We start from the raw sequence: 23887 nt of genomic DNA on the forward strand, positions 1-23887 counted from the left end.
TTCTTCCACCCCAATCTGCATCCACTTTTCCGCGGGGGCACGGCCTGCACGTCCGCCGCGCCCTTGTGCCCCTGAGCGGTTCATCGCCGGTTGCGACGAAGCGGGTATCCGGGGCTCCATCCGAACGGGCTATGCGCCTCGGCCGGCTTCGACACCTTTGACGAAAATCCTGATGCAGGCGCGCAGATAGGCCTTGCGATCGGCCTCGCCCGGCCAATCGGCCTCACCCTCCCGCTTCACCACGACGGCGCCGAAGGCCATGTCCATAAGGATCTTCGCCGCCATATCCGGCGCGTCGAGGCTCACCCGGCCACGCGCCTGCTGGTGCCGCAGCCAGTCGCCCAGCAGCGCCCACGACATGTCCCGCCCATGCCGGTCGCACATGTCCCTGAGCTCGGGATAGAGCGAGGATTCCAGCATCAGAAGGCGCAGGAATCCCATCCGCTCCTGATCCAGCGCCTCGTCGATGTCGATCCGGAAGATCTTCTCCAGCGCCTCCGTCAACGGCAGGTGATCGTAATCGCCCGGCAGATCGAGCAGGCTTTGCCGGTGCGCGTCGATGACGGCACCGAACAGCTCGGTCTTGCTGGGGAACAGCTCATAAATGGTGCGCTTGGAGACGTGACAGCGGGCCGCCAGCGCATCGGTCGTCGTGCCGGCATAGCCATGCTCCAGCATCATCTTGCGGGCGCCCTCGACAATATGCGCGACCTGCTCCTTGTCGGACTTGGTCTTGGGTCGCCCGCGACCTCGCCGGGGCTCGCTCGTCGACATGGTCGCCATTTTCCCCAACGGGTCTCCAGCCTGTCCTGCACCTCTCATGACCGCCCCCTTTCGCGATTGACAGCACCTTTTTTGCCAAATAATGGTACGAAACAGTTTTGTAAATGAGGCGAAGCCCGTGTTCCATCTTATGCCCGCTCGCACCCATTTAGGAAACCGGGCAGGACCACATTTCAGCCGAGCCGGGCGCGGTCTGCCGTCAAGGGGCGTCGGCGCCATCGCGGCGAGCCTGCTCGTGCTCACGCTCGCTGCATGCGGCGGCGAGGAGACCGGCGCCAAGGGGCCGGCAGCGACGCGGCCCGAGGTGAGCGTCGTCAGCCTTCATCCCCAGTCCGTGGCGATCACCGCAGAGCTTCCCGGCCGGACCACCGCCTCGCTCGTCGCCGAGGTCCGCCCACAGGTAGGCGGCATCATCCGGACGCGGCTTTTCGAGGAAGGCAGCGAGGTGAAGGCCGGTCAGGCGCTCTACCAGATCGATCCCGCGAGCTACCAGGCCGCGCTCGACAGCGCGGTGGCGACACGGCAGCGCGCCGAGGCCGCCGTGCCGAGCGCCCAGTCCAAGCTTGAGCGCTATCAGGGGCTGATCAAGCAGAACGCCATCAGCAAGCAGGACTATGACGACGCCGGCGCCGCGCTGGCGCAGGCCTTGGCCGATGTCGCTTCGGCCAAGGCCAGCGTCGACACCGCGCGGATCAATCTCGACCACACCGCGATCGTCGCGCCGATCGGTGGCCGCATCGACAAGTCCTCATTGACGCCCGGCGCGCTGGTGACCGCCAGCCAGGAGACCGTGCTGACGACGATCCGCACGCTCGACCCCATCAATGTCGACGTCACCCAGTCCAGCACCAATCTGCTCAATCTGCGTCAGGCCATTGCCGCCGGCCGGGTGAAGCTGAGCGGCGACAATGTCAGCGTGAAGCTGAAGCTGGAGAACGGCAGCATCTACCCGCATGCCGGAAAGCTGGAATTCGCCGAATCCAATGTCGACCAGACCACCGGCACCTTCGCCATGCGGGCACAGTTCCCCAATCCCGACCGCCTGCTGCTGCCAGGCATGTATGTCCGCGCCATCGTCGAGGAAGGCGTCGCGCAGAACAGCTTCCTGGTGCCCCAGCGCGGAGTGACGCGCAACACCCGCGGCGAGGCGGTCGGCCTGTTCGTCACGGCCGAGGGCAAGGTCGAGCAGCGTGTGCTGACCGTCAGCCGCAGCATCGGCAATAGCTGGCTGGTCGAGGCCGGCGTCACGGACGGCGACCGGCTGATCGTGGAGGGCAGCCAGCGGGTGCGCGCCGGCCAGGAGGCGAACCCGGTCGAGGTGGTGATCGACGACACCACCGGCGAGGTGCGCGAACGCAGGCAAGGCGCCGGTCACCCCGCCACGGCCATCGCCGCCAGCAACTGAGGCGCACATGTCGGGCTTCTTCATCAATCGGCCGATCTTCGCCTGGGTGATCGCCATCGTGATCATGCTCGGCGGCCTGCTGGCGCTGAACACGCTGTCGGTCTCGCAATATCCGCAGATCGCGCCGACCACCGTGCGCATCAGCGGCAGCTATGCCGGGGCCGACGCGCAGACGGTCGAGAACTCCGTGACCAAGGTCATCGAGCAGGGCCTGACCGGCATCGACAATCTCGACTACATGACCGCCACGTCGACCTCCACCGGCTCGGCGCAGATCACGCTCACCTTCACCAGCGCCGCCGATCCCGACGTCGCGCAGATGCAGGTGCAGAACAAGCTGCAGCTCGTCACCTCGCAGCTGCCGCAGATCGTGCAGAGCAACGGGCTCACCGTCACCAAGTCCTCGACCGGATTCCTGATGGTGGTCGGCTTCGTCTCCACCGACGGCAAGCTCAACTCCACCGACCTTGCCGATTTCGTCGACAGCACGCTGAACGACACGCTGAAGCGCGTAGAGGGCGTCGGCGAGACACAGCTTTTCGGCTCGGGCTATGCCATGCGGGTCTGGCTCGATGCGGACAAGCTGGCGAAATACGCGCTGATGCCGAGCGATGTCAGCACCGCTCTGGAGGCGCAGAACACCCAGGTTTCCGCCGGCCAGCTCGGCGCGATTCCGGCACGCGCGGGTCAGCAGCTCAACGCCACCGTCACGGCCCGCAGCCGGCTGCAGACGCCGGAGCAGTTCCGCAACATCATCCTGAAGAGCGGCACAGACGGCTCGCTGGTTCGGCTGAACGATGTCGCGACCGTCGAGCTCGGGGCCGAAAGCTACACCACGAGCTCGACCTATAACGGCATGCCGGCCGCCGGCCTCGGCATCAACCTCGCCACCGGCGCCAACGCCATCAGCACCGCCGAGGCGGTCCAGGCGACGATCAACCGGCTGGCCTCGACCTTCCCGGAAGGTGTCGAGGTCGTTTATCCCTACGACACTACGCCGTTCGTCCAGCTCTCCATCGAGAAGGTGGTTCACACGCTGATCGAGGCCATCATCCTCGTCTTCGTGGTGATGTTCGTCTTCCTGCAGAATTTGCGCGCCACCCTGATCCCGACCCTGGCGGTGCCGGTCGTGCTGCTGGGCACGTTCGGGGTGCTCGCTCTGTTCGGCTATTCCATCAACACGTTGACCATGTTCGCCATGGTGCTGGCGATCGGCCTGCTCGTCGACGACGCCATCGTCGTGGTCGAGAATGTCGAGCGCGTGATGCAGGAGGAAGGGCTTTCCCCGAAGGAGGCCACCCGCAAGTCGATGGGCGAGATCACCGGCGCGCTGGTCGGCATCGCCACGGTGCTGTCGGCGGTGTTCGTGCCGATGGCGTTCTTCGGCGGCTCGGTCGGCGTGATCTACCGCCAGTTCTCCGTCACCATCGTCTCGGCCATGGTGCTGTCGGTGGTCGTCGCGCTGGTGCTGACGCCCGCGCTTTGCGCGACCATGCTTCGCCCGGTCCGGAACCACGGCGCCCGGAAGGGTGTCTTCGGCTGGTTCAACCGCACTTTCGAGCGCGGCACGCTGGCCTATCGCGATGGCACGGGTGGCATGATCGCGCGCCCCGGACGCTTTCTCCTGCTGTTCCTCGCCATCGTGCTCGCCATGGGCTGGATGTTCGTCCGGCTGCCCGGTTCGTTCCTGCCGCAGGAGGACCAGGGCATCCTGATCACCAGCGTGCAGCTTCCCGTGGGCGCCACGCAGGACCGCACGCTCGCCGTGCTCGCGCAGGTGAAGGACTATTACCTCAATGAAGAGAAGGATTCCGTCGATGGCGTCATGACGATCTCCGGCTTCGGCTTTGGCGGGCAAGGCCAGAATGTCGGCATCGCGTTCGTCCGGCTGAAGGATTTCGACCAACGCGCGCACGCGGCGCAGTCGGCACAGGCCGTCGCCAACCGCGCCATGGGAGCATTCTCGCAGATCCGCGACGGCAGCGTCTTCGCACTCGCCCCGCCGGCGATCCAGGGCATGGGCAACTCCAATGGCTTCACCTTCTACCTGCAGGACATCAATGGCGCCGGTCATCGGAAGCTGATCGAGACGCGCGACGCCTTGCTGGCGAAGGCCGGCGCGCACCGGCAGCTCGCCAACACCCGCCCCAACGGACAGGAAGACGAGCCGCAATTCTCCATCGACATCGACCAGGAGAAGGCGAGTGCGCTCGGCGTCGGCCTTGGCGACATCAACGACACGCTCTCGACGGCGTGGGGCAGCGATTACGTCAACGACTTCATCGACCGGGGTCGGGTGAAGCCGGTCTATCTGCAGTCGGACGCGAACTTCCGCATGCAGCCGGAAGACCTCGAGAAGTGGCATGTGCGCAATGCCGACGGGGTCATGGTGCCGTTCTCGTCCTTCGCTTCCAGCCGCTGGACTTTCGGCTCGCCGCGCCTCGAGCGCTTCAACGGCTCGTCGGCGGTCGAGATACAGGGCGAGGCCGCATCCGGCGTCAGCTCCGGCGACGCCATGAATGCCATCGACGCGCTCGTGGCACAGCTCCCCACCGGCTACGCGCATGAGTGGACCGGCCTGTCCTATCAGGAGCGGCTGTCCGGCAACCAGGCGGCATCGCTTTATGCGATCTCGGTGCTGGTCGTCTTCCTGTGCCTCGCCGCGCTCTATGAGAGCTGGTCGATCCCGTTCGCGGTGATGCTGTCGGTGCCCATCGGCATCTTCGGCGCCCTGCTGGCGGCACTGCTGTTCGGCCAGACCAACGACGTCTACTTCAAGGTCGGACTGCTGACGACGATCGGGCTGGCGGCGAAGAACGCCATTCTCATCGTCGAGTTCGCGATCGAACGACAGGCCGCCGGCATGGGGCTGGTCGAGGCGACCCTGGAGGCCGCGCGTCAGCGGCTTCGGCCGATCCTGATGACGTCATTCGCCTTCATCCTCGGCGTTACCCCGCTTGCCGTCGCGACCGGAGCCGGCTCGGGCGCGCAGAACGCCATCGGCATCGGTGTGATGGGCGGCATGATCGCGGCCACCACGCTCGGCGTGTTCTTCGTGCCGCTGCTGTTCGTCGCGGTACGCCGGATATCCGGTGGCCGGGCCACGCCCGATCCGGCTGGAAGGCCGGCATCCGCGCCCGAGCCGACGGCTTCCTTCCCTTCAAACTAGTTCCGGCCGCTTCGGCAGGCTTTCGACATGGACCGCGATGACGATGACGAAACATGCCCTGATCACCCGATCCGCCGCGCGGGCCGCCCGGCTTGGCGTCGTGCTGCTGGCCGGCACCTGGCTGGCGGGCTGCGCGGTGGGGCCGGATTACCAGACGCCGTTCCAGCCGCTGCCGACACAATGGGGCACTTCTCGAAAAGCCGAGCCGATCAAGCCGGCGGAGCTGTCACAATGGTGGCTGAGGCTGCGCGATCGGGCGCTCAACGACATCGTCAAGGAGGCGGTCGAGGGCAATCTGGATGTCGCGACCGCCAAGGCGAAGATCCGCGAGGCCCGCGCCACCCATCGTCAGGCCATCGGAACGCTGTTGCCGCTGGTCACCGCAAGCGGCTCGGCGACGCGCGCCGATGATGGATCGAATGTCTCGAGCGGCGGCGATGTCACGGTCAGCGGCCCCTATGCCTCCTATCAGGCCGGGTTCGACGCCAGCTGGGAGCTTGATCTGTTCGGCGCCAATCGCCGGGCGGTCGAGGCCGCGCGCTACGGTCTCGATGCCGCCGACGAAGAATTGCGCGCGACCCTTCTGACCCTGATCGGCGATGTCGTCGGGAACTATGTCGAGGCGCGCGGCTATCAGGCCCGTATCGCGCTCGCCCGGCGCACCGCCACGTCGCAGCGCGAGACCGCAGCGCTGACGCAGAGGAAGTTCGAAGCGGGCGCCTCGTCGGCCATGGATGTCGCCAATGCCACGGGTCAGGCAAGCAGCACCGAAGCCAACATTCCGGAGCTGGAAGCCGCCTATGCCGCCTCGGTGCATCGCTTGAGCGTACTCACGGGGCAACCACCAACGGCGCTTGCCGCGCGAATGAAACGCGTGGCGCCGATACCGACGCCACGCTTTCCGATGGCGACCGGCGTGCCGGCGGACGTGCTGCTGAGCCGGCCCGATGTGCGCCTCGCCGAGCGCCAGCTGGCGCAATATACCGCCAAGGTCGGCCAGGCCGAGGCTGCCCGCTATCCGAGCGTGAGCCTGACGGGCAGCGTCTCGACGTCCGGCCTGAAGCTCGGCGATCTCGCCCAAGGGTCCTCCATCGGCTGGTCCTTCGGCCCCACCCTGACCGTGCCGATCTTCAATGGCGGCCAGTTGAAGGCCGCCGTGGAGGTGTCCGAGGCGCAGCGCGACCAGTACTTTCTCGCCTACCGCGCCTCGGTGCTGACGGCGCTGGAGGATGTGGAGAACGCCATCGTCTCGCTGGCGCAGGAGCGGATCAAAACCGGAAAGCTCGCTGCATCCGCCTCGTCCTATCGCGAGGCGGCTTCACTGGCCCGCTCGCTCTACCAAAGCGGCTCGTCGAGCTTCCTCGACGTGCTCGATGCCGAACGCTCGCTCTATTCGGCCGAGGATGCGCTGATCGAGAGTCGCGTCGCGATCGCGACCGACTACGTTTCCCTCAACAAGGCTCTGGGCGGTGGCTGGGACGGTCTGGTGGACGCCTCCAAGCCCGCCGTGGTCGATACCGATACGGGGCCGCACCTGGCACAGATTCCGCAATGAGATCGGTGCCGCCTGACGGCTGATGCCCCTTGGATGACCCGGCCTGTCGGTACGACGACTTTCTCGCGCGTGGCGGCAACGGATGCGGCGCGGGCGGGCGCCGGGGATGCGGCGCCGATGCGGCAGGTGCGCAGTGCCCCTCAGCAGCCGGTCAGCTTCCGGTACTGGATGAAGCCGGTGCGCTCGGCGACGGCGTTGTAGAGCCGCTGCGCGGCGGTGTTGGTCTCGTGGGTCAGCCAATAGACCTTGGAGCTGCCCTTCGCCGCCGCGTCGGCCCTGACATGGCCGATCAGCGCCCGGCCGAGCCCCTTGCCGCGCTGGCCGCCATCGACGAACAGGTCGTTCAGATAGCAGACATCGCCCACCGCCCAGGTCGAGCGGTGGAACAGCCAATGGGCCAGGCCCACCGCCTGCCCGTCCGCGTCGACGGCGATAGCTCCATGCACCGCTTCAGCGGGATCGTTGAGGCGCCGCCACGTGGTCCCGGTCACCTCCGCCGGCAGGTCGACCTCATAGAAGCGCTGATAGGCCTGCCAGAGCGGCAGCCAGAGCGCGTAATCGTCCGGATTAAGCGGGCGGATCGCGCTCATGCCAGCACCGTGCCCGCGGAAAGGTCGCTGCCGCGCAGGAACTCGTCGGCCGCCAGGGCCCGGCTGCCCGCCTTCTGCACCTCCACGAGCCGCACCGCGCCCTCGCCGCAGGCAATGGTGAGCCGGTCGTCCAGCAGCGTGCCGGGCACGCCCTCCCCTTCCACCCGCGTCGAGCGCAGCACCTTCACCCGCGTGCCGGCAAGGTCGAACCAGGCACCGGGAAACGGCGAAAGGCCGCGTATATGGTCGTGCACCGCCCCGGCCGGCTTCGACCAGTCGATGCGGGTCTCGCTTTTGTCGATCTTGGCGGCGTAGGTGACGCCCTCTTCCGGCTGCGGCGTGAAGGACAGAGCGCCGCGCTCCAGCGCCGCCAGCGCGCGCACCATCAGGTCGCCACCGACGCTCATCAGCCGGTCATGCAGTTCGCCCGCCGTCATGTCGGCGCCGATGGCGACGCGCTCGACGAGGCCGACCGGGCCGGTGTCGAGCCCGGCTTCCATCTTCATCACCGCGACGCCTGTCTCGGCGTCGCCGGCCATCACGGCACGCTGGATCGGCGCGGCACCGCGCCAGCGCGGCAGCAGCGAGGCGTGCAGATTGAGGCAGCCGAGCGTCGGCAAATCGAGGATGGTCTGCGGCAGGATGCGCCCATAGGCCACCACCACGGCGGCATCGGCCTCATGCGCGGCGAAGGTCGCGGCGGCTTCCGGCGTGCGCAGCGTCGCGGGCGTGAGCACCGGAATGCCGAGCCGCTCGGCCGTGCGATGCACCGGCGAGGGCACCGTTTCCAGCCCACGCCGCCCCGCAGCGGCCGGCGCGCGCGTATAGGCGGCGACCACCTCGTGACCGCTGCCGACGATCTCGGCCAGCGTCGGCACCGCGAAATCGGGCGTGCCCATGAAGACGATGCGCATGAGAACTCCCGGTGGGTAGCGAAGGGCGAAGCGATCGGCGGCGGGGTCAGACCCCGTCGCGCTCCCTGTCCTTGGCGAGCTTGGTGAACTTCTTCACCACGCGGTCGCGCTTGAGCTTGGAGATGTGGTCGATGAACAAGACGCCGTTGAGATGGTCGATCTCGTGCTGCACGCAGGTGGCGAGCAGGCCGTCGGCGTCGATCTCGCGGATCTCGCCATCGAGGTCCATGTAGCGCACCCGCACGCTGGCCGGACGCTCGACATCGGCATAATATTCCGGGATCGACAGGCAGCCTTCCGAATAGACCGACATGTCGTCGGAAGCGGCGATGATCTCCGGATTGATCAGCGCGAGGGGACGCTTCTCCCCGGCCTTCCCGTTGCCCTTCTCCTCTCCCCCATCCTGCTCCTCGGCCTCGCGCGGGCCGAGATCGACCGTGACGATGCGCTCGGGGATGCCGACCTGCACCGCCGCCAGCCCGATGCCCGGCGCGTCGTACATGGTTTCGAACATGTCCTCGACGATGGCGCGCACGCGGGCGTCGACCCGCACGATGGGGTCGGAGATCAGCCGCAGCCGGGAATCCGGGATGATGACGAGAGGGCGTATTGACATGCCGTCCAGATAAGCGTTGCCCCGTCCGCGGTCAACGGAGAGCTTGCGCGGAAAAGGCAACGTGTTCACGCTACGTTCGCGCCCTTGTCCGAATCTGCTAGAAGGGCAGGATGGATCAGGTTCTCGTCGTTCTCGGCTCGCATCCGGTGACGCTGGCGCAGGCGCTCGCCGGCGCGGCCGCGCTCGCCTTCCTCCTGCTGATGGCGGTCCTGCGCGCGGTCTCGCGCAGTGCCCGGCAGAACGCCGCCGAGGCCGACGAGCAGGCCCGCCGCGCCGACGAGATGGAGGAGCGGCTCGCCGAACTCGCCCGTACCCAAGCGGAAACCATCGGCCGCATGCAGTCCATGACCGAGGTGCTGGCGCAGCGCCAGGGCGATCTCGCCCGCGCCGTCGCGGAGCGGCTCGACGCCTCCAGCCACCGCATGGGCGAGAGCCTCGCGCGGGCCAGCGAGGCGACGCACGAGAATCTCACCAAGCTCAATGAGCGCCTCGCCCTGGTCGACCAGGCGCGGGCGAGCCTGGGCGAGCTCTCCGGCCAGGTGATGAGCCTGCGCGAGACGCTCTCTAACAAGCAGGCGCGCGGCGCCTTTGGCGAGGGGCGGCTGCAGGCGATCGTCTCGGACGCACTGCCGCGCGACAGCTTCGCCTTCCAGCACACGCTGTCCAGCGGACGGCGCGCCGACTGCGCGATCTACCTGCCCGGCGACAAGCGGCCGCTGCTGGTCGATTCCAAGTTCCCGCTGGAGGCCGTCACCGCCTTCCGCGAGGCGCGGACGCCGGAAGCCCGCAAGCCGGCCGAGGCGCGGCTGAAGGCGGATGTCGGCAGGCATGTGAAGGACATCGCCGAACGCTATCTCGTCAGCGGCGAGACGCAGGACGTGGCGCTGATGTTCGTGCCCTCCGAATCCGTCTATGGCGAACTGCACGAGCATTTCGACGACGTCATCCAGCAGGCCTTCCGCGCCCGCGTCATCCTCGTCTCGCCATCGCTGCTGATGCTGGCGGTGCAGGTGGTGCAGGCCATCTGCAAGGATGCGCGCATGCGCGAGCAGGCCGATCTCATCCGCGCCGAATGCGGCAAGCTGGTCGCCGACGTGATCCGCCTGCGCGACCGGGTCGGCAATCTGCAGAAGCATTTCGGCCAGGTGAACGAGGACGTGGCGCAGGCGCTCACCTCCGCCGACAAGGTGGCCAAACGCGGCGCGCGCATCGAGCAGCTCGAATTCGAGGGCGCAGTGCGTCCGGCCGACGAGCCGATGACCGACCTGCTGCCGACCCCGCTCGGCCTGCGCGGCGCGGCGGAATAGCGCGCCCGCCTTTAATCCCTCCAATTCGCAGACGCTGCGCTTTCTGATAGTCTGATAGAATCCTTCTATCGTGCCCGCGTCAGGAAGCGTCCCGCGTGATCGACCGTTTCGAACTTCTGCTCGCCCTCGCCAAGGAACGCCATTTCGGCCGCGCCGCCGAATCCTGCGGCGTCACCCAGCCCACCCTCTCGGCCGGCCTCAAGCAGCTCGAGGAGCAGCTCGGCGTGCGCCTGGTCGAGCGCGGCTCGCGCTTCATCGGCTTCACGCCGGAGGGCGAGCGCGCGCTGCAATGGGCGCGCCGGGTGATCGGCGACGTGCGCGCCATGCGCCAGGAGATCGCCGGCATGCGCAAGGGCCTCGCCGGCCATCTGCGCATCGCCGCCATCCCCACCGCCATGCCGATGCTGTCCGAGTTGACGACGCCCTTCCACGAGAAACACGCCGATGTGCGCTTCACCCTGATCTCGGCCAGTTCCAACGAAGTGCTGCGCCTGATCGAGAATCTGGAGGCCGATGCCGGCATCACCTATCTCGACAATGATCCGCTCGGCCGGGTGAAGACCGTGCCGCTCTACCGCGAGGGCTACCGCTTCCTCACCTCCGCCGACGCCCCGCTCGGCGACCGCGCCAAGGTGACATGGGCGGAGATCGGCCAGGTGCCGCTGTGCCTGTTGACGCCCGACATGCAGAACCGCCGCATCGTCGACAAGCAGCTCGCCGAGTCCGGCCACGCGGTCGCGCCCATGCTGGAAGCCAATTCCACCATCGCGCTGCTCTCGCATGTGCGCACCGGCAAATGGGCCAGCGTCGTCGCCAACACGCTGGCCGATGTGTTCGCCTTCCCCGCCAGCATCCGCTCCATCCCGATCGAGGGGCCGGAGGTGCTGCACCAGATGGGCCTCGTCGTGCTCGACCGCGAGCCGATGACGCCGATCGTCACGGCGCTGCTGGCCGAAGCGCGCGCCATCGCCCCGGCGCTGTCCCAGCGCATCTGAGGCCCGTCCCGATCAGGACGAACCGATCCGCCGCGACCACCCGCGCCGCGGCCTCTTCGGCGTCATGGCGGCCCATGCCGCCGGGCGAACCGCAGCGCCTCCCGCAAGCAACGGAACAGACTACGCACCAATATGCGAATGAACTGGCTGGTATACGGTTCCCTTTTCAAGAACAACCAGCGAATCGTGAATGTGAATGCCGGTACAATTCGCGCTGACGGTCGGATGTATCAATTTCCGTCCATGGTACCAGCGATGCATATCGTCGAACAGATCCCTGACATAATTGAAGAAATTGCCCCTGGCGCGGTATCCGCCACCATATTCGCGCCAATAGGCCGTATGCAGATCCTCGATCATATAGATCCCGCCATCATTCAAATGGCCGAACAGGAACTCCAATGAAACGGGAATATGCTTCATGTGGTGGCTTCCATCGTCGAGAACGATGTCCACACCACCCATTTCGGCGATGACGGATTGAAGGAACGCCGGGTCATCCTGCGATCCTATGCGCACCTGCCCGGCAATCCCGTCAAATTTCCGGCAGGTCGGATCGATATCAATTCCATAAATGATCGCGTCGGGGCCGAAATATTTTCGCCACATCTCCAGGCTTCCGCCCTTGCTTACCCCGATTTCCAAAAATCTTATATTCTTCCCTCTGAAATCTGCAAAATATCTATCATACAGAGGAATGTAATGGTGCCACTTATGGACAACCCCGCTTGTGTTTCCTGCAAAGAAATCAACTAGATCTCCTTTATATCTATATTTACGATATATATCGTCGCTCACGGAATCGTTTGTAGAAAATGAAAGACTTGAAAGATCGAAGCGTTGTAGTATTTTATTAACGAACTCACGTGTTGTTTTCCACAAACTATCCGGGACGAACGGCTTTACAAATTCTTTTACGCTCATATCACCATCCCTCACCCAGGATAATATTTACCTCTCTCCGCATCACAAGGGATCGAGATATATTCAACAATCATTTCAGACCGGAAGAGGAAAAGCGACACGACTCTCGGCCGCCTGAAGCATAGGCGCGCGACACACCAATACAAGGGAGATGTGACGAGGCAGGGCCGTGCCCGCGCGCGCCATCGCGCCTTCAGCCTCGACGGGAACCTTGTCGGTCCTTGGTGGTTGTCGTGGCAACGCGGCGGCGGCCCCTTACCCGGCGCCGCTACATAGAGCGGAGGCCGTCCATGCTGGGTTGGGCCCTTACCTTTCTCGTCATCGCGCTGCTCGCGGCGGTCCTCGGCTTCGGCGGGATCGCCGGCACCGCGATCGAGATCGCCAAGATCATTTTCTTCGTTGCCATCATCCTGTTCATCGTATCGGCCGTCATCGGCATGGTGCGCGGCCGCTCCGGCCGGGCGCCCTGACCGCCCCTGCCATTGCAACGGCGACGACGACGGGAACGGACGGCTTTTCAGGAAGGCGGATCAGGCAGGCGACAGGGCCCGCTCCCCGCGGGAGGGCCCGCGATCAGGCGCGTCCGACTGTCAGGCACGCTCGGAGGCGAACACCGCGCGCGTCGTCTTGTCGGGACCGAAATCCTCGTCATTCTCGATGGCGAGCAGTTCGCCGAGCCGCTTGCGCGCCCGGTTCACCCGGCTCTTGATGGTGCCGACCGCGCATTTGCAGATGTCGGCGGCCTCCTCATAGGAAAAGCCCGACGCGCCCACCAGCACCAACGCCTCGCGCTGGTCCGGCGGCAGCCTGTCCAGCGCGGTACGGAAATCCTCGAAGTCCAGATGGGTGGTCTGGTCGGGATTGCTGGTCAGCGTCGCCGCGAACGCGCCGTCCGAATCCGGCACCTCGCGGCGCCGCTTGCGATATTCGGAACGGAACAGATTGCGCAGGATCGTGAACAGCCACGCGGAGAGATTGGTGCCGGGGCGGAAGCTCGTGATGTTGGCGAAGGCGCGCAACAGCGTCTCCTGCACCAGATCGTCGGCGCGGTCGACGCTGCCTGAGAGCGATATGGCAAACGCCCGCAGGTTGGGAATCGCGGCAATGATGTCATCGCGCAGCGTCGGGGCGAACTTGCTCACCGCCGCCCTCCGCCCCCGCCCTCGGGCGTGTCGTCCGCCTTGTCGAGTTGCGCCAGAAGGTCCATGAATCGATCCGGTACGCCCTGGCGCACCACGTCGTCATACATGGCCCTCAGATGCTGGCCGATCTTGGACTGGATGTCACTTCCGAGCGCGGAAAGGTTGTTGCCGCGTCCGGGCGCTTGCGCGAGCGCGTCCGCGATTGCGGACGGGCTCTCGGACTGATCGTCATTCATAGGCTTTTTTCCCGACATTGAGCCTCCGGCTGCAAAAGGGAGGACGGCTCCGTCGCTTCGTACCCATCCACAACGAGCCAGCGAGGGAACGGTTCCGAAAATAATCCGAATTTCGGCTAATTATTTACGCCAGTCTGGAACCTCATGCGTCGCGATGCGTTAACGAACGCTTCACAGTCGCAGCTTCGGGGAGACGCAAGTGAGCACTTCTCAACTTGTCGCACAGCACCTGCCTTTCCTGCGCCGCTACGCGCGCGCGCTCAGTGGCAGCCAATCCGCCGGCGACGCCTATGTGACGGCCCTTCTCGAAACCCTCATCGCAGCCCCCGGCACGCTGGACCGCGAGGTGGATCCGCGCGTCGCGCTCTACCGTCTGCTTACGCGCCTGTGGGACTCGGTGACGCTCAACGCGCATGTCGAGACGGCGCCGGTGCAGATGCAGGGCGAACGTCGCCTCAGTCACATCACCCCGATGGTGCGTCAGGCCTTTTTGCTGGTCTCGCTCGAGGGCTTCAGCGAGGAGGACGCCGCCGCAATCCTGTCCATCGACGTGCCGACCCTTCGCAACCTGGTCGAGGATGCCGGGCGCGAACTGGCGGCGGAAATCGCCACCGACGTGCTGATCATCGAGGATGAACCCTTCATCGCCCTCGACCTCGAAGGGCTGGTCGAGGGTCTCGGTCACCGCGTGACCGGCATCGCCCGCACCCATTCGGAAGCGGTCGAACTCGCCCGTCGCAAGGCACCGGGGCTGATCCTCGCCGATATCCAGCTCGCCGACGGTTCGTCTGGCCTCGATGCCGTCAACGAACTGATCGAGAAGACGGAAGTTCCGGTTATCTTCATCACCGCCTATCCCGAGCGCTTCCTCACCGGCCAGCGCCCTGAACCGGCCTTCCTGATCGCCAAGCCGTTCCAGCCGTCGACGGTGGCGGCGGTGATCAGCCAGGCGCTGTTCTTCGAACGGCGAGCCCGCCCCCGCGAGGAGCGCGCGACCGCCTGAGCCCGCCCATGCCCCCGCCTTCGATCGATCTCTTCGACGATGCGGCGCGATGGATCACGGTCCTGTCGTCGTTCGCCATCGCGGCAGGGCTCGTGCGCCTGCTGTATCTGCGTCCGAACCTTTCGCGGCGCGCGCGATTGCTCGGCGCACTCCTGGCGGCTCTGCTGTCGCTGTTCGGCCTGCTGTCGCTGCTCGTCATCTTCGACAGCGCCAACAGCCTCCCGTGGCTGGCGACCGCGGTGCGGGTCGGCATCGCCGCCCTCAACGCCATCGGCGCGATCGCGCTGTGGAGCAATTTCCGGGCCCTGGTCAGCCTGCCGACGCCAAGCCATGTGGTCAGCGAGCAGCGCCGCCTCACCCTCGAGCTGGCCACCGCGCTGCAGCGCTACGAGATGGCGCTGCGCGGCTCCAACGTCGCGATCTTCACCCAGGATCGAGACATGCGGTATACTTCGGTGAGCAAGCCGCTCTTCGGCCACCCCGTGGAGCAGGTGCTGGGCGCGACCGATTCCGAGCTTCTCGGCGAGACGCGCGCCCAGCCCATCAACCTGCTCAAGCGTGAATCGCTCGCCACCTCCGCCGCCCGCAAGGGCGAGACCGAGGTCGAGGAGAGCGGGCGCAAGCAGTGGTACGACATCCACATCGAGCCGCTGCGCGACCTGTCCGGCACGACCATCGGGTTGACCGGCGCCGCCGTCGACGTCACCGAGCGCAAGGAGAACGAGCAGCATCTGCGCCTGCTGATGCGCGAGCTGACGCACCGTTCCAAGAACCTGCTGGCGGTCATCCAGGCCATGGCGCGGCAGACCGCGCGCCATGCCGGATCGATCGACGAGTTCGTCGAGATCTTCAGCGCCCGCCTGCAGGCGCTGTCGCGCTCGCACGACCTGCTGGTGCAGGAGAGCTGGCACGGCGCCTCGCTCACCGACATGGTGCGTTCACAGCTCGGCCACCACATCGACAGCGAGAACAGCCAGGTCACGATCAAGGGGCCGAACATCTTCCTCAAGCCGGAGGCGGCGCAGAACATAGGCCTCGCCCTGCACGAGCTGTCGACCAACGCCGCCAAATACGGCGCGCTTTCCATGCCCAGCGGCCATGTGCGGATCACCTGGGCGCGGCGCATGGCGGAAGCGGGCGGCGGCTTCGAGCTGTCCTGGCGCGAGAGTGGCGGCCCGCCGGTGTCGCCCCCCAGCGCGCGCGGCTTCGGCTCGCTGGTGATCGAGCGCAATCTTGCGCGCGCCCTCGACGGCACGGTCGAGCTCGACTTCGCGCCGGGTGGCCTCGTCTGCACCGTCAGCGTGCCCGAGCATCACCTGACGAGCGAGCGCTAGAGTATTTTCTTGTCGATCAGGTGAGCCCGCCTGATCGGAAAAGGCTCTCGGCGACCGCCCTCCCCACCGCGCGAGAATGTGATCGCGCAAGGGAACGCGAGTCCTTTCCGCGCGTTAACCATCCGACGGCGGCGTCGATACTGACCCGTCCTTTTTCAAAGAAGCATTCGCCCGCGGAAGAAATCCGGCGGCAGGGAGCGCTATGCACCTGCGGTCCCGGCATTTCCGTGCCTGCGAGACATCGGCCGAGGAGAGCGTCATGACGGGCATCGACAGCGTCTTCAAGGGTTCCACCTACCTGCTGGGCGCGGCGACCGGCGTCGTGCTGATGGTGCCGCTCACCGTCGGGGCGCTCGGCGCCGGCGCCATGGCGCGGCTCTCGCCGCAACCGGTGGCGATCGAGGCGATCGGGCCTCAGGGAGGGCCATCGCGCAACGTGATTCAGGCGCCGATGGTCAACCGCGCGGCCAAGGGTCCCCGCCTCGACATCGCGCCCGTGCCTCCCGCGGCCGCGACGACCAAGGCGGGTGACGTCCGACCGGTCGTCGATAATGGCCCGGCCCCCCTCCCCGCCGCGCCGCCGCGTGCAACGCGCACCCCGAAAGGCTGCCTTTCCGCCATCGGCGTGACCAAATCCAGCCTCACCACCGAGGACCTGACGGTCTGCGTCGCGGATGCGTCGATCATCGACCGGATAAACTGAGAATGTCCTAAATATATACCTCTACAAACAAATCTCGGTATACCACGGAACCTGAGCCTCTATTGTTCGTTTTCTCCGCAGACGATCCGTTGATCGCAACACTCACAACAGATCACGAATTCACAACGGGAGAAGACGATGACCAGCAAGCTCGCGACCTTTACCGCCGCCGCTGCCCTGGCGCTCGCCCCGGCGGTCGCCTTCGGCCAGAGCCCGGCGCCTGAGACCACCACCCCGCCGGCGGCCAGCCCGGTTCAGCCCGATGCCGGCACGCCGCAGGCCCCGGCCTCGGAGATGCCCAACACGCCCAGCGCGACCCCGAACCCCGCCGTGCCGGGGGACAATGCCAACGCCGTGCAGACCACCGTGCCGGCCACGCCGAAATTCGTCAGTGCGCAGAGCTCGGGCCAGTGGCTCGGCTCCGACTTGGTAGGCACCGACGTCGTCACCTCGACCGACGAGAAGCTCGGCTCGATCAGCGACCTGGTGGTGGAACGCGACGGCAGCATCATCGCCGTGGTGATCGACGTCGGCGGCTTCCTCGGCATCGGCGCCAAGCCGGTCGCGGTATCCTTCGACTCGCTGACCCCCTCGCCCACCGAGGACGGTCAGAAGATCGTCGTCGCCCTCACCAAGGAGGAGCTGAACACGGCGCCGGAGTTCAAGACGCTGGAGCAAATGCGCAGCGAAACCTCGGACGCGCGCACCAACTGACGCGTCACGATGTCCGGTTCGGCCGCCGCCGGCGGCCCCGCCTAGCGACCGCCCGGCGCGAGCCGTGCCGTCAGGATGGACATGCCCGGCCCCGCGCCGGGCATGTCGCGTTTTAGGTAAGCTCATCTGCCCGGCCCCGCGCCGGACATGCCGCGTTCTGGACGGACCCATTGGCCCGTTCCCGTGCCGGACACGCATTCGCGCGCCCGCATCGACGCTTCCGCGGCGGCGCACGATGACGGCGCCCGCCGGATCGGCTAAAGCGGATATCCGATCAGCCGGACCCCGTCATGACCGAATCCCGCCGCCGCCGCACCGACCACCCCTTCAAGGAACTGTTCGACATCGACACCATGCGCGTGGAGCTCGGCGCTCTCGCGCGGCAAGTGATCGACAAGGGCCAGCCCGGCCGTGAGATCGAGCTGCGCGGCCAGCTCGCCAAGCGCCTCAAGGCCGCCTACCAGCACGGCCACAAGACTGCCGAGCGGTGGCTGATGGAGGAGGGCTCCGGGCGGCGCTGCGCCGAGCGGCTGTCGCGCCTGCAGGACGAGATCATCACCGTCGTGCACGAGGTGGCGGTCAAGTATCTCTACCCCTCCGACAACCCGTCCACCGCCGAACGCATGGCCATCGTCGCGGTCGGCGGCTATGGCCGCGGCCTCATGGCGCCGGGCTCGGACACCGACATCCTGTTCCTGCTGCCCTACAAGCAGACCGCCTGGGGCGAGAGCGTCGCCGAGGCGATCCTCTACGTGCTCTGGGACATGGGGCTGAAGGTCGGCCACGCCACGCGCTCGGTCGACGAGTGCATCCGCCAGGCGCGCGGCGACATGACCATCCGCACCGCGCTGCTGGAGGCGCGGCTGCTGATCGGCGAGCGCGCGCTGTTCGAAGAGCTCGCCACCCGCTTCGACAAGGACGTGGTGCAGGGCACCGCCGCCGAATTCGTCGCCGCCAAGCTCGCCGAGCGCGAGGACCGCCTCAAGCGCGCCGGCCAGTCGCGCTATGTCGTCGAGCCCAATGTGAAGGACGGCAAGGGCGGCCTGCGCGACCTGCACACGCTGTTCTGGATCGCCAAATATGTCTACCGCGTGCACGAGACACGCGAACTCGTCGCCAAGGGCGTGTTCACCGCCGACGAAGCCAAGATCTTCCGCCGCTGCGAGGATTTCCTCTGGTCGGTGCGCTGTCACCTGCACTTCCTCACCGGCAAGGCCGAGGAGCGCCTGTCCTTCGACCTGCAGCGCGAGATGGCCGAGCGGCTGGGCTACATGGCCCACCCCGGCCTGAAGGACGTCGAGCGCTTCATGAAGCACTATTTCCTCGTGGCCAAGGATGTCGGCGACCTCACCGCCATCGTCTCGGCGGCGCTGGAGGACCGGCACGACAAACCGGTACCGCGGCTCGACCGCATGATCGCCCGGCTGCGGCGCTCGGGCCGCCGCACGCTGAAGGAAAGCCGCGACTTCATCGTCGACAATGACCGCATCAACGTCGCCGACGCCAGCGCCTTCGGCCGCGACCCGGTCAACCTCATCCGCGTGTTCCATCTCGCCGGCAAGCACGGCCTCGCCTTCCATCCGGACGCGATGCGCCTGGCCACCCGCTCGCTCAAGCTGATCGACCAGCAGGTACGTGAGAACCCGGAGGCGAACCGGCTGTTCCTGGAGATCCTGTGCTCGAAGGACACGCCGGAGATCGTGCTGCGGCGGATGAACGAGACCGGCGTGCTCGGCCGCTTCATCCCGGAATTCGGCCGCATCGTCGCGATGATGCAGTTCAACATGTACCATTCGTACACGGTGGACGAACACCTCATCCGCTCGATCGGCGTGCTCTCGCAGATCGAGCGCGGCGACCGGCCCGATTACGGCCTCGCCAACGAGGTGATGACGCAGATCAAGAACCGCCAGCTTCTCTATGTGGCGGTGTTCCTGCACGACATCGCCAAGGGCCGCCCGGAGGATCACTCGATCGCCGGCGCGCGCGTCGCCCGCAAGCTCTGCCCGCGCTTCGGCCTGAGCGCGATCGATACCGACACGGTGGCCTGGCTCATCGAGCAGCACCTCACCATGTCGACCATCGCCCAGTCGCGCGACCTGTCCGACCGAAAGACCATCGAGAACTTCGCTGCCGTGGTGCAGAACCTCGAGCGGATGAAGCTGCTGCTCATCCTCACCACCGCCGATATCCGCGCCGTCGGTCCCGGCGTGTGGAACAACTGGAAGTCGCAGCTGCTGCGCACGCTCTATTACGAGACCGAGCCCGTCATCACCGGCGGCTTCTCCGAGAGCAACCGCAACCTGCGCGTCGCCCGCGCCCAGGCCGATTTCCGCGCCGCCCTGCCGAATTGGGACGCCGCCCAGCTCGACGCCTATGTCGGCCGCCACTACCCGACCTACTGGCTGCAGACCGACCGCACGCACCAGGTCGAGCACGCCCGCTTCATCACGCAGGCGGAAGCTGACGGCAAGGCGCTCGCCACCAGCACGAACACCGATCCCAGGCGCGGCATCACCGAGCTGACGGTCTTCGCGCCCGACCACCCCAAGCTGCTGGCGGTCATCGCCGGCGCCTGCGCCAGCGCCGGCGCCCACATCGTCGATGCGCAGATCAGCACCACCACCGACGGGCGCGCGCTCGACACCATCTCGCTGACCCGCGCCTTCGAGCAGGACGACGACGAGGTGCGCCGGGCCGACCGCATCGCCTCCGCGATCCAGAAGTCGCTCGCCGGCGAAATCAGGCTGCCGGAGGTCGTCGCCCGGCGCATGCCCAAGCGTCCGCGCGCCTTCACCGTGGAGCCCGAGGTCACGCTCAACAATTCCTGGTCCAACCGCCACACCGTGGTGGAGGTCTCCGGCCTCGACCGGCCCGGCCTGCTCTACGGGCTGACGCAGACGCTCTCGCGCCTCAACCTCAACATCGCCTCGGCCCATATCGCCACCTTCGGCGAGCGCGCGGTCGACGTGTTCTACGTCACCGATCTCATGGGCGCGAAGATCATGGGCGCCGCCCGCCACTCCGCCATCCGCCGCGCCCTGCTGCAGGTACTCGACGCCGACGACGAGGCGAACGCGGCGTGAGGCGGACGCCTGCGCAGTCGAGGTGATCAGCCGGACATTCCCCGGCCCGGTGCCTGCGCGCCGCTTGAGGACCTTCGGGTAGCTGGCGTCCGCGCCCGGGACCGGCGCTCACCCTTCACGTCCGTGCACCGCCGGTGCAAACACAAACTCTCCGCTTAACGCCCCCTTAAAAGCCCCGATTTAGAGTTCGTTTACCGCTCATGGCGCGGGGCCCGAAGGGTGGAGACCTATGTTCGGACGACGGGGCGACAGGGAGAGGCGGGAGCCGGTGCTAGGAGCACCCGGCGGCTACGCTGATCTACGCCTCACGCCTGACGACCGCCCGACCTTTGCACCCGCGCCGCTGGAACGCGAACGCGCCGGCGCCGGCCGCAAGAATGGTGCGAAGAGCGGCGAGAAGACCCGTCCGGCTCCTGAACGCGCCGCCCGCCGCAGCCGCGACGACGACTGGGACGAGGACGACCGGCGCGACAGCCGGCGCGACCGAGGCCGAGGCGGGAATGGCGGAGGCTCCGGCCGGGGTGGCGGGCGCCGCCGCAAGCCGCGGCGCGGCCTGTTCGGCCGGCTGATCTACTGGGGCGTGGTGCTCGGCATATGGGCCGTGCTCGGCCTCGCCGGCCTCATCGCCTATGAGGCGAGCCAGCTGCCACCGATCCAGAACCTCGCCATCCCCGAACGCCCACCCACCGTCATCATTCAGGGGGCGGACGGCAAGGCGATCGCCACGCGCGGCGAGATGGGCGGCACCAGCGTGCCGCTGCGCGCCCTGCCGCCCTATCTGCCACAAGCCTTCGTGGCCATCGAGGACCGGCGCTTCTACGCCCATTTCGGCCTCGACCCGCTCGGCCTCGTGCGCGCGGTCTTCGTCAACCTCACCTCGGGCCGGTTGCGCGAGGGCGGCTCGACGCTGACCCAGCAACTCGCCAAGAACCTGTTCCTCACGCAGGAGCGCACGCTTTCGCGCAAGGTGCAGGAACTCGTCCTCTCGCTCTGGCTGGAGGCCAAGTACTCCAAGAACGAGATTCTCGAACTCTACATGAACCGCGTCTATTTCGGCGCCGGCGCCTATGGCGTGGAAGCCGCCGCGCAGCGCTATTTCGGCAAGTCGGCCCGGCAGGTGACACTGTCGGAAGCCGCCATGCTGGCCGGGCTGGTCAAGTCGCCCTCCTCTCTCGCCCCGACGCGCAACCTGGAGCGGGCGCAGGCCCGCGCCGAGGTGGTGCTGGCAGCCATGCAGGAGGCGGGCTTCATCACCGCGGAAATGCGCCAGACCGCGCTCGCCCGCCCGGCGACGCTGGCCCGGGCGCCGGGAACCGATTCCTTCGGCTATGTCGCCGACTGGGTGATGGAGCAGCTCAAGACGCTGGTCGGGCCGATCGAGGGCGACCTCACCGTCCAGACCACCATCGACCCGTCGCTGCAGGCCACCGCTGACAAGGCGCTGAAGGATGCGCTGGCCAAGAGCGGCAAAAAGCTCGGCGTCGACCAGGGCGCGATCGTCCTGATGGACACCGAGGGCGGCGTGCGCGCGCTGGTCGGCGGGCGCTCCTATGAGGAGAGCCAGTACAACCGGGCGGTGACGGCGCGGCGCCAGCCGGGCTCCGCCTTCAAGCCCTTCGTCTATCTCACCGCCATGGAGCGCGGCCTGACGCCGGAGACGGTGCGCGAGGACGCGCCAATCCAGCTCAAGGGCTGGAAGCCGGAGAACTTCTCCAAGGAATATCGCGGCGCGGTCGATCTCAGAACGGCGCTGGCGCTCTCGCTGAACACCGTGGCGGTGCGCCTCGCGCTGGAGGTCGGGCCGGACGAGGTGGTGAAGACCGCGCACCGGCTCGGCATCCATTCCAAGCTGGAGCCCAACGCCTCCATCGCGCTCGGCACCTCGGAAGTCTCGGTGCTGGAGATGGCCAGCGCCTACGCGCCCTTCGCCAATGGCGGCGTCGGCGTCACCCCGCACGTCATCGAGCGGGTACGCAACGCCTCCGGCAAGGTCCTCTACGCTTACGATGGGGCAGGCCCCGGCATGGTAATGGCGCCGCCGCATGTAGCGATGATCAACCGCATGCTGCGCGAGACGCTGATCACCGGCACGGCGCGCCGCGCCGACCTGCCGGGCTGGCCGGCGGCCGGCAAGACCGGCACCAGCCAGGATTACCGCGATGCCTGGTTCGTCGGCTACACCGGCCGCTTCATCACCAGCGTATGGCTCGGCAATGACGATTCCTCCCCGACCCGGAAGGCGGGCGGCTCGGGCCTGCCGGTCGAGATATGGAGCCAGGTGATGAAGGTGGCCCACAAGGACCAGCCGGTCGTGGCGCTGCCCGGCACGCCGCTCGGCCCGGCATCGCCCGGCCAGTTGCCGCCCGGCGACGTGCCCGAGGACCCGGTCGTCACCGGCGGCCCGCAGCGTGCCCCCGCCAGTCCCCGCCCCAGTCTCGACAACTGGCTGCTCGACAAGCTGTTCGGGCGCGGCTGAGAACGGCGCTTCGCCGTCCCGGCCGGGCGGATCGCAGCCGGGATCGTGTGCAGCAATGGAACGCGGTCCCGGATCGGCCTGCGGCCGGCCGGGATGACGGATGACGGTCCCGGCTACTCCGCCCCGTAGCGGTGCAGCCCGGCGCCGTTCTTCTTCAGCCACAGCTCGGCGGCATGGCGTTCGGGGAAGAGCCGGTCCACCGTCGCCCAGAAGCGCGGGCCGTGGTTCATCTCGCGCCGGTGCGCGACCTCGTGCGCGGCGAGATAGTCGAGCACCGAGGGCGGCGCCAGGATCAGCCGCCAGGAGAACGACAGCGCGCCCGTGCCCGAGCACGAGCCCCAGCGGCTCGCCGTGTCGCGCAGGGTGACGCGGGTGATGGAAACGCCGAGCACCGCCGCGTGGCGATGCGCGGCCTCGACGAGGTCCTTGCGCGCCTCGCGCCGGAGATAGTCACCGAGGCGCCGGGCCACATGCGCCGCCTCGCCGGCGACGCAGAGCACCGTCTCGCTCTCCTCGGCCTCGGCCCACACCGTGCCGCGCGCGCCGGGCCGATGGACGATGCGATGGGGCGCGCCGCGTAGCGGGATCACCGCGCCGGGCGTAAAGCTCACCAGCTCGGGCAGCCGGGCGAGCCGGGTCTCGACCCAGCCGGTGTGCCGCACGGCGAAGTCGAGCGCCTCGCGCAGCGTGCCGCGCGCGGGAATGGTGAGAACCACGTCGCGCGTCGCCGCGCGCACCCTCAGCGTGTAGCGGCGGGCGCGTGGATTGCGGCGCAGCAGGACAAGGATTTCCTCGGCCGCCAGGCGCAGCCGGAAATGGCCGGGCTCGGGCTCGGCCGGGGTCTTGTGGCGCGAAGACTGGGAAGCGCGGAACAGCATGCGACGACCGGGCCGGGAAAGTTGGTCCCAATTATGGCGCCGGCTCGGCCGGCGCCA

20 protein-coding genes are annotated in these 23887 nt (G+C 67.2%); 12 read left to right on the forward strand and 8 right to left on the reverse strand.

The annotated features are described in order from the left end of the window. Positions 1-129 precede the first annotated feature (129 nt). Positions 130-774: a TetR/AcrR family transcriptional regulator gene (locus AC1PZ7_RS00380; protein WP_482357542.1), complete on the reverse strand. Its 645-nt coding sequence runs from the start codon at positions 772-774 to the stop codon at positions 130-132. 244 nt (positions 775-1018) lie between these two features. Here AC1PZ7_RS00380 and AC1PZ7_RS00385 point away from each other — a divergent pair, with 244 nt between their 5' ends. Genes AC1PZ7_RS00385 through AC1PZ7_RS00395 form a run of 3 tightly spaced genes read left to right on the forward strand, consistent with a single transcriptional unit; the run spans position 1019 to position 6912 of the window. Then, the gene (locus tag AC1PZ7_RS00385) at positions 1019-2188 is read left to right on the forward strand and encodes an efflux RND transporter periplasmic adaptor subunit (protein ID WP_482357543.1); all 1170 of its coding nucleotides are present in this window, start codon (positions 1019-1021) and stop codon (positions 2186-2188) included. A gap of 7 nt (positions 2189-2195) precedes the next feature. Next, positions 2196-5357: an efflux RND transporter permease subunit gene (locus AC1PZ7_RS00390; protein WP_482357544.1), complete on the forward strand. Its 3162-nt coding sequence runs from the start codon at positions 2196-2198 to the stop codon at positions 5355-5357. Positions 5358-5394: 37 nt separating this feature from the next. Continuing rightward, on the forward strand, positions 5395-6912 hold the full coding sequence (locus AC1PZ7_RS00395; RefSeq protein WP_482359533.1) for an efflux transporter outer membrane subunit: 1518 nt from the start codon (positions 5395-5397) through the stop codon (positions 6910-6912). 140 nt (positions 6913-7052) lie between these two features. Here the strand turns inward: AC1PZ7_RS00395 and AC1PZ7_RS00400 are convergent, their stop codons facing one another. Genes AC1PZ7_RS00400 through def form a run of 3 tightly spaced genes read right to left on the reverse strand, consistent with a single transcriptional unit; the run spans position 7053 to position 9032 of the window. Continuing rightward, positions 7053-7502: a GNAT family N-acetyltransferase gene (locus tag AC1PZ7_RS00400; protein WP_482357545.1), complete on the reverse strand. Its 450-nt coding sequence runs from the start codon at positions 7500-7502 to the stop codon at positions 7053-7055. Continuing rightward, the gene (fmt, locus tag AC1PZ7_RS00405) at positions 7499-8416 is read right to left on the reverse strand and encodes a methionyl-tRNA formyltransferase (protein ID WP_482357546.1); all 918 of its coding nucleotides are present in this window, start codon (positions 8414-8416) and stop codon (positions 7499-7501) included. The genes AC1PZ7_RS00400 and fmt overlap by 4 nt, the downstream gene beginning before the upstream one ends. Positions 8417-8462: 46 nt before the next feature. Continuing rightward, positions 8463-9032 carry a peptide deformylase gene (def, locus tag AC1PZ7_RS00410; protein WP_482357547.1) on the reverse strand — a complete coding sequence of 190 codons (570 nt, stop codon included), beginning with the start codon at positions 9030-9032 and terminating at the stop codon, positions 8463-8465. A 110-nt stretch (positions 9033-9142) separates the two neighbouring features. Between def and AC1PZ7_RS00415 the strand changes: the two genes are divergently transcribed. Together AC1PZ7_RS00415 and AC1PZ7_RS00420 are read left to right on the forward strand one after the other, a co-directional pair. Further along, positions 9143-10339, forward strand: a complete 1197-nt coding sequence (locus AC1PZ7_RS00415) for a DNA recombination protein RmuC (RefSeq protein ID WP_482357548.1) — start codon at positions 9143-9145, stop codon at positions 10337-10339. A gap of 95 nt (positions 10340-10434) precedes the next feature. After that, complete coding sequence (locus tag AC1PZ7_RS00420) at positions 10435-11334, forward strand: LysR family transcriptional regulator (protein ID WP_482357549.1); 900 nt, start codon at positions 10435-10437, stop codon at positions 11332-11334. Between the two features lie 120 nt (positions 11335-11454). Here AC1PZ7_RS00420 and AC1PZ7_RS00425 read toward each other — a convergent pair whose 3' ends face one another. Beyond that, positions 11455-12258: a class I SAM-dependent methyltransferase gene (locus AC1PZ7_RS00425; protein WP_482357550.1), complete on the reverse strand. Its 804-nt coding sequence runs from the start codon at positions 12256-12258 to the stop codon at positions 11455-11457. 290 nt (positions 12259-12548) lie between these two features. On the opposite strand from AC1PZ7_RS00425, the gene AC1PZ7_RS00430 reads away from it, so the two are divergent. Then, positions 12549-12728, forward strand: a complete 180-nt coding sequence (locus tag AC1PZ7_RS00430) for a DUF1328 domain-containing protein (protein WP_482357551.1) — start codon at positions 12549-12551, stop codon at positions 12726-12728. Positions 12729-12848: 120 nt separating this feature from the next. On the opposite strand, the gene AC1PZ7_RS00435 is transcribed toward AC1PZ7_RS00430, so the two are convergent. Continuing rightward, the gene (locus AC1PZ7_RS00435; protein WP_482357552.1) at positions 12849-13400 is read right to left on the reverse strand and encodes a sigma-70 family RNA polymerase sigma factor; all 552 of its coding nucleotides are present in this window, start codon (positions 13398-13400) and stop codon (positions 12849-12851) included. Beyond that, on the reverse strand, positions 13397-13636 hold the full coding sequence (locus tag AC1PZ7_RS00440) for a NepR family anti-sigma factor (protein WP_482357553.1): 240 nt from the start codon (positions 13634-13636) through the stop codon (positions 13397-13399). The genes AC1PZ7_RS00435 and AC1PZ7_RS00440 overlap by 4 nt, the downstream gene beginning before the upstream one ends. 199 nt (positions 13637-13835) lie before the next feature. On the opposite strand from AC1PZ7_RS00440, the gene AC1PZ7_RS00445 reads away from it, so the two are divergent. The 6 genes from AC1PZ7_RS00445 to AC1PZ7_RS00470 all read left to right on the forward strand — a co-directional run bounded on the left by AC1PZ7_RS00445 (position 13836) and on the right by AC1PZ7_RS00470 (position 22952). Continuing rightward, positions 13836-14639, forward strand: coding sequence for a response regulator (locus AC1PZ7_RS00445; RefSeq protein WP_482357554.1), 804 nt, complete (start codon positions 13836-13838; stop codon positions 14637-14639). 8 nt (positions 14640-14647) lie between these two features. Further along, positions 14648-15973: a sensor histidine kinase gene (locus AC1PZ7_RS00450; protein ID WP_482357555.1), complete on the forward strand. Its 1326-nt coding sequence runs from the start codon at positions 14648-14650 to the stop codon at positions 15971-15973. Positions 15974-16232: 259 nt separating this feature from the next. Further along, positions 16233-16676, forward strand: coding sequence for a hypothetical protein (locus AC1PZ7_RS00455; RefSeq protein WP_482357556.1), 444 nt, complete (start codon positions 16233-16235; stop codon positions 16674-16676). A 138-nt stretch (positions 16677-16814) separates the two neighbouring features. Next, positions 16815-17390, forward strand: coding sequence for a PRC-barrel domain-containing protein (locus AC1PZ7_RS00460; protein WP_482357557.1), 576 nt, complete (start codon positions 16815-16817; stop codon positions 17388-17390). 290 nt (positions 17391-17680) lie between these two features. After that, positions 17681-20476: a [protein-PII] uridylyltransferase gene (locus tag AC1PZ7_RS00465; protein ID WP_482357558.1), complete on the forward strand. Its 2796-nt coding sequence runs from the start codon at positions 17681-17683 to the stop codon at positions 20474-20476. 229 nt (positions 20477-20705) lie between these two features. Then, positions 20706-22952 (forward strand): transglycosylase domain-containing protein, encoded by a 2247-nt coding sequence (locus AC1PZ7_RS00470; protein WP_482357559.1) that lies wholly within the window; start codon positions 20706-20708, stop codon positions 22950-22952. 113 nt (positions 22953-23065) lie between these two features. Here AC1PZ7_RS00470 and AC1PZ7_RS00475 read toward each other — a convergent pair whose 3' ends face one another. Continuing rightward, positions 23066-23830: a M48 family metallopeptidase gene (locus AC1PZ7_RS00475; RefSeq protein WP_482357560.1), complete on the reverse strand. Its 765-nt coding sequence runs from the start codon at positions 23828-23830 to the stop codon at positions 23066-23068. Positions 23831-23887: the final 57 nt, after the last annotated feature.

Source organism: Ancylobacter sp. TW_SC_1 (assembly GCF_056836805.1).

Coding starts and splice junctions, on each gene's coding strand:
- AC1PZ7_RS00380 (WP_482357542.1), bottom strand. CDS start 774: ATGTCGACGAGCGAGCCCCGGCGAGGTCGCGGGCGACCCAAGACCAAG.
- AC1PZ7_RS00390 (WP_482357544.1), top strand. CDS start 2,196: ATGTCGGGCTTCTTCATCAATCGGCCGATCTTCGCCTGGGTGATCGCC.
- AC1PZ7_RS00395 (WP_482359533.1), top strand. CDS start 5,395: ATGACGATGACGAAACATGCCCTGATCACCCGATCCGCCGCGCGGGCC.
- AC1PZ7_RS00400 (WP_482357545.1), bottom strand. CDS start 7,502: ATGAGCGCGATCCGCCCGCTTAATCCGGACGATTACGCGCTCTGGCTG.
- fmt (WP_482357546.1), bottom strand. CDS start 8,416: ATGCGCATCGTCTTCATGGGCACGCCCGATTTCGCGGTGCCGACGCTG.
- def (WP_482357547.1), bottom strand. CDS start 9,032: ATGTCAATACGCCCTCTCGTCATCATCCCGGATTCCCGGCTGCGGCTG.
- AC1PZ7_RS00415 (WP_482357548.1), top strand. CDS start 9,143: ATGGATCAGGTTCTCGTCGTTCTCGGCTCGCATCCGGTGACGCTGGCG.
- AC1PZ7_RS00425 (WP_482357550.1), bottom strand. CDS start 12,258: ATGAGCGTAAAAGAATTTGTAAAGCCGTTCGTCCCGGATAGTTTGTGG.
- AC1PZ7_RS00430 (WP_482357551.1), top strand. CDS start 12,549: ATGCTGGGTTGGGCCCTTACCTTTCTCGTCATCGCGCTGCTCGCGGCG.
- AC1PZ7_RS00440 (WP_482357553.1), bottom strand. CDS start 13,636: ATGAATGACGATCAGTCCGAGAGCCCGTCCGCAATCGCGGACGCGCTC.
- AC1PZ7_RS00450 (WP_482357555.1), top strand. CDS start 14,648: ATGCCCCCGCCTTCGATCGATCTCTTCGACGATGCGGCGCGATGGATC.
- AC1PZ7_RS00455 (WP_482357556.1), top strand. CDS start 16,233: ATGACGGGCATCGACAGCGTCTTCAAGGGTTCCACCTACCTGCTGGGC.
- AC1PZ7_RS00460 (WP_482357557.1), top strand. CDS start 16,815: ATGACCAGCAAGCTCGCGACCTTTACCGCCGCCGCTGCCCTGGCGCTC.
- AC1PZ7_RS00465 (WP_482357558.1), top strand. CDS start 17,681: ATGACCGAATCCCGCCGCCGCCGCACCGACCACCCCTTCAAGGAACTG.
- AC1PZ7_RS00470 (WP_482357559.1), top strand. CDS start 20,706: ATGTTCGGACGACGGGGCGACAGGGAGAGGCGGGAGCCGGTGCTAGGA.
- AC1PZ7_RS00475 (WP_482357560.1), bottom strand. CDS start 23,830: ATGCTGTTCCGCGCTTCCCAGTCTTCGCGCCACAAGACCCCGGCCGAG.